Source organism: Streptomyces sp. SID5785, assembly GCF_009870065.1.
Classification (GTDB): Bacteria; Actinomycetota; Actinomycetes; order Streptomycetales; family Streptomycetaceae; genus Streptomyces.
The window spans coordinates 1-8929 of the sequence record NZ_WWIA01000401.1 but is presented as its reverse complement, the minus strand read 5'-3'; the positions used below and the strand labels follow the sequence as shown (position 1 = coordinate 8929).

The window sequence follows — 8929 nt, the reverse complement described above, 5'->3', positions numbered from 1 at the left end:
CCTGCCGGGCGCCGCCGGGCTGCGCGCCCTGGGCGCCGGTGCGCTCAGGCCATGGCGCGCCCGCACGGCGCCGCCGCCGACCGGGCGCGCCGACCGGATCGTGCTGTGGCTGGTCCCCGGGCTCGTCCTCGCGCTCAGCCGGGGCATCCACACCTGGTTCCTGGCGCCGATGCACGTGGCCGTCACGCTCGGAACGTGGCTGGTGTTCGCTGCGGTCCTGCGGGCGGCCGCGGGCCGCGCCTGGCCGGCGCTCGCCGCCGCCGTCGGCGGTGTGGCGATCCTGCGCTCGGTGCTGCTGCTGGGAGTCCTCTGCGTCCGGGGGCCGGGCTACTACTGGTTCGCGTTCTGGACCTCGCCGCACGGCAGATTCCTCTACGTGACGGTGGCGTGGGCCCTTTTCCTGTGGGTGATCCCCGCCGCCTTCTGGGCGCTGCGCACCGCCCTGGGGCGGCGCCGCGCGCTGGGCCGGGTGCTCACCGCTTGCGCCCTCCCGCTCGTCGTCCTCGGCGCGGTGGCCCGGGCCGTCGGCGCCGAGGCTTTCCTGAGCACCTGGAACGACCAGGTGGCGCTGCTGCCCTGGGGGTTGCACCGGATTCTCGGCATCACCGAGTACCTGGGCATCCCCTCGTCGGTCCCCACGGCGTCGGCGTGCGCAGGCGTGGTGCTCGGCGTCGCGGGGGCGCTGCTCGGGCGGTCGGGCCGCCGCCGCGGTCCCGGCCCTGCCCCCTGGGCCGGGACCGCGGGGCTCGGCGGTCCAGGGCGTGCCTAGCCCCGGTAGGCCTCCAGGAGACGCAGCCACACCTCGCTGACCGTCGGGTACGAGGGAACCGCGTGCCAGAGCCGGTCGATCGGGACCTCTCCGGCGACGGCGATCGTCGCCGAGTGGATGAGCTCGCCGACGCCGGGGCCCACGAAGGTGACGCCGAGCAGGACCTCACGGTCGAGGTCGACGATCATGCGGGCGCGGCCCGTGTACCCGTCGGCGTACAGCCCCGCGCCCGCGACGCCCGCGAGGTCCTGGTCCACGGCGCGCACCCGGTGGCCGGCCGCCTCCGCCTCGGCCAGGGTGAGGCCCGCGCTCGCCGCCTCCGGGTCGGTGAACACGACCTGGGGGACGGCGTCGTGGTCGGCGGTGGCGCTGTGCGCGCCCCAGCGGTCGGTCTCCAGGAGCGGCACGCCGGCGGCCCGGGCGGTGATCGCGGCGCCCGCGATCCGGGCCTGGTACTTGCCCTGATGGGTGAGGAGCGCGCGGTGGTTGGCATCCCCGACCGCGTACAGCCAGTCGCTGCCGACGACCCGCAGGGAGTCGTCGACCTCCAGCCAGTCGCCGGGCACGAGACCGACGGTCTCCAGTCCGATGTCCTCGGTGCGCGGGGCCCGGCCGGTGGCGAAGAGGATCTCGTCGGCCTCCAGGGCGGAGCCGTCGTCCAGCGTGGCGGTGACCGTGGCGCCGGTCCGCTCGACGGCGGTCACCGAGACGCCCGTGCGGACCTCCGCGCCCGCCTCGCGCAGCGCGTCGGCGACGAGCTCCCCGGCGAACGGCTCCATGCGCGGCAGCAGCCCGTCGCCCCGTACGAGCATCGTGACCTGCGCGCCGAGCGCCTGCCAGGCCGTGGCCATCTCGGCGGCCACCACGCCGCCGCCGACGACGATCAGCCGCCCGGGGACGGAGGCCGCGCTGGTCGCCTCCCGGCTGGTCCAGGGCTTGGCCTCGCCGATGCCGGGCAGGTCGGGCAGGGCGGCGCGGGTACCGGTGCAGACCGCGACGGCGTGCCGGGCGGTGAGCGTCGTGACGGTGCCGTCCTCGGCGGTCACCGTCACGGTGCGGGGCCCGGCGAGCCGGCCCTGCCCGCGGTACAGGTCGGCGCCGATGGACGTCACCCAGTCGACCTGGCCGTCGTCCTTCCAGTGGGAGGTGTAGTCGTCGCGGTGCGCGAGGACGGCCTGCGCGTCGAGCGGTCCCTGCACCGCCTGACGCAGTCCGGGCACGCGGCGGGCGTCGGCGCGGGCGATCACCGGCCGCAGCAGCGCCTTGCTGGGCATGCACGCCCAGTACGAGCACTCGCCGCCCACGAGCTCGCTCTCCACGATCGCCGCGCTCAGGCCTCCGGCCCGTGCCCGGTCGGCGACGTTCTCCCCGACCGGTCCCGCTCCCAGCACCACCACGTCGTACGCCTTGTCATCCGTCATAGCGACCAGTGTGGTCGCAGGTGTGCGTACGGGCCACATGGGTACGTGGGCGGAATAGGTCCGTCCCGCGGACCGTTGTGCACAGCGGCAATGCCCCCGACGGCTTCGCCCCCGACCCATGAAGCAGGAAGAGGGAAAAACCATGAGCAGCACCACCGTGGAGCTGACCAAGGAGAACTTCGACCAGACGGTCACCGAGAACGGGTTCGTGCTGATCGACTTCTGGGCCTCCTGGTGCGGACCGTGCAAGCAGTTCGCACCGGTCTACGAGAAGGCCGCCGAGGCCAACCCGGACCTCGTCTTCGGCAAGATCGACACGGAGGCGCAGCCGGAGCTGGCCTCCGCCTTCGGGATCCAGTCGATCCCCACGCTGATGATCGTGCGGGACCAGGTCGCCGTGTTCGCGCAGCCCGGCGCGCTGCCGCAGGAGGCGCTGGACGACGTGATCGGCCAGGCCCGCAACCTGGACATGGACGAGGTCCGCAAGTCCATCGCCGAGCAGCAGAAGCAGGAGCAGCAGTCCGACGAGGGCTGAGGGCGCGTCACGCCGCCGCGTGGGCCGGACCCCGGACGGGGTCCGGCCCACGCGTGTGTCAGGTGGAGTCCCGGGCGACGGCGGTCGCCCCGAGCACGTCCCGTACGACGGGTTCGCCGGACGGGTCGCGCACCAGCCGGTCGATGAGTGCGGCGATCTCCCGGCCGGAGGGCAGCTCCATGCGGACGGTGCTCAGCCGCGGGCGCAGCAGCCGGCCGAGCATCAGGTCGTCGGCCCCCATCACGGCGACGTCCCCGGGCACGTCGGTGCCGGTGTCCTGGAGCGCGCGCATCAGGAGCATCGCGTACTCGTCGTTGTACGCGAAGACCGCGCGCAGGCCCGCGGCGCGGATCTCCCCGACGAGCCGGGCGGCGTCCTCCTCCTCGTAGCCGAGCGGCAGCGGGACGGTGTCGGCGCCGGTGCGGCGGATGCCCGCGAGGCGGGGCCCGGCGAAGGCGTCGAGGCCGTGTTCGCGGGGCATCACGACCCCGATCCGGTCGTGGCCGCGCGAGCGCAGGTGCTCCCCCGCGGCGCGGCCGACCTCGCTGTGGTCCATGAGCAGGGCGTGGGCGCCCTCGACCGCCTCGGGGCCGAGCGTGATGACGGCCTTGGCCCCGGAGCGCCGGAGCACGGCGATGCCGTCGGGTCCGATGCCGGTGGGCGCGAGCACGGCGACGGGGCGCAGCTCGGCCCAGGCGCGGGCCGCGTCGTCGCCGGTCAGACCGACTCTGCCGTACTGCACGACCGTGTGGTCGAGGCGGCTGAGCGCCCACTGGAGTTCGTTGAGGACGGCGCTGTAGAGCGGGCCGACCGGGATCTCCGGGGTGGGGAGCAGGACGATGCGGGTGTGGCCCGCGCGCAGGCTGCGGGCGGCGGCGTGCGGGACGTAGCCGAGCTCGCGGGCGGCGGCGCGGACCCGGCGCCGGGTGGGCTCGCTGATGCGGACGGCGCCGGCGTTGTTGAGGACGTAGCTGACGGTGGCGCGCGAGACCCCGGCCAGGCGCGCGACGTCCGCGCTCGTCGGCACGGCGGCCGGCGCGGAACCGGCCGGCGGGGGCTGCTCGGACCGCGGGGACGGCGCCGCGGGGGACGACGGGTCGGGCTGCTGATTCGGTATCTGCACCATGACCCGGGGCATCCTTCCAGATCCGTGCCCGGCCTTCGCCCCCGGGCGTGCTGTCGCACCGCCGGGCCACTAACGTGCCTGCACCACAGGGGAAGGGGAGGTACCCGATGGCCACGGAGACGCTGCCGGGTCTGGAGGACGCCGCGCGGGCCCTCGCGGAGGGGACGACGACGTCGCGCGCGCTGGTGGAGCGTTCGCTGGAGCGCATCGAGGCCGCGCAGCCGGTGCTGAACGCGTTCCGGCGCGTGCGTGCCGGGGCCGCGCTCGCCGAGGCGGACGCGGCGGACCGGCGGCTCGCGGCCGGGGAGCGGCTGCCGCTGCTCGGGGTGCCGGTGGCGGTGAAGGACGACATGGACGTGGCCGGGGAGCCGACCGCGTTCGGCTGCCCCGGGGAGTTCCCGCCGCAGGCCAGGGACGCCGAGGCGGTACGGCGGCTGCGGGCGGCGGGCGCGGTCGTCGTCGGCAAGACCAACACCTGCGAGCTGGGCCAGTGGCCGTTCACCGAGGGCGCCGGGTTCGGCGACACGCGCAATCCGTGGGCGCCCGGCCACACGCCGGGCGGTTCGTCCGGCGGCTCGGCCGCCGCCGTCGCGGCGGGGCTGGTGCCGGCGGCGCTCGGCTCGGACGGGGCGGGCAGCGTGCGCATCCCCGCGGCGTGGACGCACCTGGTCGGCATCAAACCGCAGCGCGGCCGGATCTCGACGTGGCCGTGGGCCGAGGCGTTCCACGGCATCACCGTGAACGGCACGCTGGCGCGCACCGTCGCGGACGCGGCGCTGCTGCTCGACGCGGCGAGCGGGGCGCACGAGGGCGATCTGCACCGGCCGCCCGCGGTGGAGGCGGCGCGGGCGGCGCACCGCGATCCGGGGCGGCTGCGGATCGCCCTGTCGCTGAAGATGCCGTTCACGGCATCGCCGAAGCAGCTCGATCCGCAGGTCAGGTCGCGTGTCGTGGCGCTCGCCGAGAGGCTGGCGGCGCTCGGGCACGACGTGGCCGAGGCCGATCCGCGGTACGGCCAGATCGGTCTGGCGTTCGTGCCGCGGGCGACGGCGGGCATCGCCGACTGGCTGGAGCGGGTGCCGGATCCCTCGCTCCTCGATCCGCGCACGCGTGAGGCGGCGCGGATGGGGCGGGCGCTCGGCGCGGGCCCGCTCCGGCTCGCGCGGCGTGCCGAGGCCGCGCTGCAGCGGCGGGTGGGCGCCGTGTTCGACACGTACGACGTGGTGCTCGCGCCGACGACGGCGACACCGCCGCCGCGCATCGGGGCGATGGCGGGACTGAGCGGCTGGCGCACGGACCGGGCGATGATCGCCGCGTGCCCGTACGCGTGGCCGTGGAACGTGCTGGGCTGGCCCGGGGTGAACGTGCCCGCGGGGTTCGCCGGCGGCGGGCTCCCGGTCGGCGCGCAGCTGCTCGGGCCCGCCCACAGCGAGCCGCTCCTCATCTCGCTGGCGGCGCAACTGGAGGCGGACCAGCGCTGGTTCGAGCTCCGCCCGGACGCCGTCCAGGGCGGAACACGGCCCTGAGGACCGGCCGGCGCATCAGGTCGCGAGGGTGCGCCACAGCGCGGGGTCCTCGAAGCCGAGCGCCCACAGGGCGGTGTGGCGCACCCCGTACTTGCGCAGCACGGGCAGATGGGCGGCGACGCCGCGCGCGTCCTGGTACCAGACGTCGTGCACCGCGCCGTCCTTGCGGTAGGTGAAGTGCGGGGTGCGGGACGCCGGGTCCAGTGCGTAGGGCGCACCCTGCCTGCGGCGCAGCGCGTCGGCCTCCTTCGTGGTGACGTGCGCGGCGCGGCCGGTGCGGCCGCGCGTCCAGTCCCAGCCGTACGCGGGCAGACCCGTCTCCAGGATGGCGGGCGGGATGTCGGCGGTGGCACGGGCGAGGATCTCGTCGTACCAGCGCGGGGTGGACAGCGGTCCCGCCGCTCCGGCGGCGTCGTGCAGGTTGTACGCCATGATGCGGACCCGGTCGGCGACGGCTCCGAGCCGCCGGTAGTCCCAGATGCGGCCGGTGGCGCGGGTCTTGGGGGTGACGGTGAGCACGCACTGCTTGTGCAGGGCGTGCAGACGGCTGCACAGGGCGGTCGCGAAGTCGGCGTATCCGTCGCGCACCGCGGGATAGGTGTCGGTGGGCGTCGGCGCGATGGACTCGTAGTCGATGTCGAGTCCGTCGTAGGCACGGCTGCGCACGAGGTCGATCAGGGCGTCGACGTGGGCGGCCCGCCGGCCGGCGTCGGTCAGGACGGCGGCGAGGGCGCCGGGCGGCAGCTGTTCCATCACCGTCGGCACGACCCGGACGCCCTTGGCGTGCAGCCCCTCGATGATGCGGCGCTCCCCCGCGCCGGGGAAGCCGGTGATCCGGCCCGCGGATCGGGTCTCGTACCAGAACGGGCTGACGGTGTGCAGTTGGGCGGCGTGCGCGAGCGCCGTGCGATACGCGTTCTCCTGGTCCCAGTACGGGAGCCAGGCGGAGACGGTGCGGGCCGGTGCCCGCCCGGGTCCGTCGGTGGTGGCGGGCGTGCTGTCGGCGACGGCGGCGCCGGGACCGGCCACGAGAGCGGCCACGAGAGCGGCCAGAACAGCCAGGACGGTCAGGGTCTTTGGGGCCGTGCGGGACAACCGCCGTGCGCGGACGGCGTGTCGGGGACGCGGGGCGCGGGGTGTGTGTCGTCGTGCCATGGGCCGAGCCTGTCCGGCCCGTGGCCGACCCGCCGCGCGGATTGCGCCGTCCAGGCTCTAACGTGACCCGTGTGACCAGCTTTACGGAAGACGACACGGCGGACGGCAGCAGGGCGCGGGGCGGCCGCACGGACGGCCGCGCGCACGAGGAGCATCCGGGGCGCGCCGGCGCGACGGCCACGGTGGAGGCCGCGCCGCGCTCGGTGGGGCGGGTGCGCACCGAGTACGCGCCCGCGCACGACGGCGACCCGGACCCCGGCGAGATCGTGTGGACCTGGGTGCCGTTCGAGGAGAACGACGGGCGCGGCAAGGACCGCCCGGTGCTCGTCGTGGCCCGCGAGGCGGCCGGGACGCTGCTCGCCGTGCAGCTGTCGAGCAAGCGCCACGACGCCGACCGCGAGTGGGTGGCGCTCGGGTCGGGGCCCTGGGACCGGGAGGGCCGTGACTCCTGGGTGGACCTGGACCGGGTGCTGCGGGTGCACGAGCGTGGGATGCGGCGCGAGGCCTGCGCCCTGGACCGCGGCCGGTTCGATCTCGTGGTGCTGCGGCTGCGGGAGCGCTACGGCTGGCGCTGACCGTGCGCCGCCGCCGGGGCGAGGACCCGCTCGAAGGCCGAGCGGGTCGCGGCGCCCCGGGTGCGGTCGAGGACCGCGAAGACGACCTCGTCGAAGGCGGCGGCGAACCGGCCCGTGAGCGCGGCCCCGAAGGCCTCGGCGACCTGCGCCGGATCGTTCTGGAACACGCCGCAGCCCCAGGCTCCGAGGACCAGCCGCCGGTATCCGTGCGCGGCGGCGACCTCCAGGACGCGCTCGGCGCGGGAGGCGAGCGCCGCGGGGATCAGCGCCACCCGTTCGGGTGTGGTGCGGGCGATCACTCCCGCGTTCGGCGCCGGTGAGGTCAAGAAGCCCACCCGGTACGGCGCGTCGAGCAGGCGTCCCGTGTCGTCGCGGAAGACGGGGACGCCCGGCGCGTGGATCACCCGGTCCGTGTAGAACACGTCCCGGTCGGCGCGGTGGTGGGCGTAGAACTCCGGGACCTCGGTCAGGCACGCGTACAGCGCGGAGGCGCGGCAGACGGCCTCCTCCTGGGCCTGCGCCCCGTTGAGGTACCCGCCGCCCGGGTTGCGCGCCGACGCGAAGTCGAGCACGGCGACCGGCTCCGGGCGCGCCGTCGTCATCCTGCGGGCCGCGTCGAGGCTGCTCTCACCCGTGACCGTGACCACCGCGGTCCCGGTCCGGGCCGCGGCGCCGTCCGGAAGGGCCACGGGCACCGGCTCGGGCCCGTACAGGCGGGTACCGGCCCTGGCCTCGGCCACCGCGTCCGCGATCCGCACGACGGCGCCCGCGCCCGTCGTGTACTCCCCCGCCGCGACGATCTTCTCCGTGTCCTGCGCGATCCCGCGCAGCCGGGCACTCACGCCCGCTCCCCCGTCGTTGCCATGAACAGATCGTGGGGCGCCGGTGACCGGACGGCAACAGGTTTTCCGCTCGGCGCCGGGATCCGGCCGGATGCCGGGGGCACTCTTGTGCGACGGCGCACGAGCGTCTTGGGTGGGACGGGCGCCGCCGCATACGGCGGGCGCACCGCACGGTTCCGAATCGACGGCGCGGTCCCCACCAGGGACCATGGAAGCGAACGGACCAGGAGGATCCCGGCATGACCGAGGGTGACTGTACGACGCTCGGTGACCTGGTCACCGAGGCCGAGGCGGAGGCTCTGGTACAGGGCATCTGCTTCAAGACCGGCCCGCCGCGCACGGTGGGCGTGGAGCTGGAGTGGATCGTCCAGGAGACGCACCGGCCCCGCCTCCCGTTACCGCCCGAACGGCTCGACGCGGCCTACGCCGCGCTGCGCGCCCTCCCGCTGAGCTCCGCGCTCACCGTGGAACCCGGCGGCCAGCTGGAGCTGAGTTCGCTCCCCGCCGCCACGCTGACGGACTGTGTCTCGGCCGTACGCGCCGATCTGACCGCCGTCCGTACCGCGCTCCGCCGTCACGGACTCGTCCTGGCCGGTCACGGCACGGACCCGTGGCGGCCACCGCGCCGACTCCTGCGGCGGCCCCGCTACGACGCCCTGGAGGCCTCCCTCGACCGCGCCGGCCCGGCCGGCCGCTCCATGATGTGCTCCTCCGCCTCGGTCCAGGTGTGTCTGGACGCGGGGTACGAGGAGCCGGGACCGCTCGGCCACGCGCGCCGCTGGGAGCTCGCGCACCGGCTCGGCGCCGTGCTCGTCGCGGCGTTCGCCAACTCACCGTTCCTGTCCGGCCGTCCGACCGGCTGGCGCTCGACGCGGCAACTGCTGTGGGAGCAGATCGACGCGGGCCGGTCCGCCGCGCCCGCACCGGCCGTGGAACCGCGTGCGGCCTGGGTCGCCCGGGTGCTCGACGCGCCGGTGATG

At 75.6% G+C, this 8929-nt stretch carries 8 protein-coding genes and 1 pseudogene; 5 read left to right on the top strand and 4 right to left on the bottom strand.

Translation table 11 applies throughout. The annotated features are described in order from the left end of the window. A pseudogene (locus GTW43_RS13305) lies at positions 1–769 on the top strand (hypothetical protein); the annotation flags it as partial. On the opposite strand, the gene GTW43_RS13300 reads toward GTW43_RS13305, so the two are convergent. Continuing rightward, positions 766–2190, bottom strand: a complete 1425-nt coding sequence (locus GTW43_RS13300; RefSeq protein ID WP_161301874.1) for an NAD(P)/FAD-dependent oxidoreductase — start codon at positions 2188–2190, stop codon at positions 766–768. The pseudogene GTW43_RS13305 and the gene GTW43_RS13300 sit on opposite strands and share 4 nt — an antisense overlap. Positions 2191–2332: 142 nt before the next feature. Here GTW43_RS13300 and trxA point away from each other — a divergent pair, with 142 nt between their 5' ends. Continuing rightward, positions 2333–2725: a thioredoxin gene (trxA, locus tag GTW43_RS13295; RefSeq protein WP_161301873.1), complete on the top strand. Its 393-nt coding sequence runs from the start codon at positions 2333–2335 to the stop codon at positions 2723–2725. 58 nt (positions 2726–2783) lie between these two features. On the opposite strand, the gene GTW43_RS13290 is transcribed toward trxA, so the two are convergent. Then, entirely contained in the window at positions 2784–3851 is a 1068-nt protein-coding gene (locus GTW43_RS13290; protein WP_161301872.1) for a LacI family DNA-binding transcriptional regulator, read from the bottom strand. A 107-nt stretch (positions 3852–3958) separates the two neighbouring features. Between GTW43_RS13290 and GTW43_RS13285 the strand changes: the two genes are divergently transcribed. Beyond that, positions 3959–5377, top strand: coding sequence for an amidase (locus GTW43_RS13285; RefSeq protein ID WP_161301871.1), 1419 nt, complete (start codon positions 3959–3961; stop codon positions 5375–5377). Positions 5378–5392: 15 nt separating this feature from the next. Here the strand turns inward: GTW43_RS13285 and GTW43_RS13280 are convergent, their stop codons facing one another. After that, positions 5393–6418 carry a glycosyl hydrolase family 18 protein gene (locus GTW43_RS13280; protein ID WP_343245991.1) on the bottom strand — a complete coding sequence of 342 codons (1026 nt, stop codon included), beginning with the start codon at positions 6416–6418 and terminating at the stop codon, positions 5393–5395. A gap of 296 nt (positions 6419–6714) precedes the next feature. Here GTW43_RS13280 and GTW43_RS13275 point away from each other — a divergent pair, with 296 nt between their 5' ends. After that, a complete protein-coding gene (locus GTW43_RS13275; RefSeq protein WP_161301875.1) occupies positions 6715–7107 on the top strand; it encodes a type II toxin-antitoxin system PemK/MazF family toxin in 393 nt (130 codons plus the stop codon). On the opposite strand, the gene GTW43_RS13270 is transcribed toward GTW43_RS13275, so the two are convergent. Further along, entirely contained in the window at positions 7092–7949 is an 858-nt protein-coding gene (locus tag GTW43_RS13270; protein ID WP_161301869.1) for a TIGR02452 family protein, read from the bottom strand. The two genes, GTW43_RS13275 and GTW43_RS13270, sit on opposite strands and share 16 nt — an antisense overlap. Before the next feature lie 239 nt (positions 7950–8188). Between GTW43_RS13270 and GTW43_RS13265 the strand changes: the two genes are divergently transcribed. Further along, positions 8189–8929, top strand: a 741-nt coding sequence (locus GTW43_RS13265) for a glutamate-cysteine ligase family protein (protein ID WP_237536569.1), incomplete at its 3' end; no start/stop codon positions are given.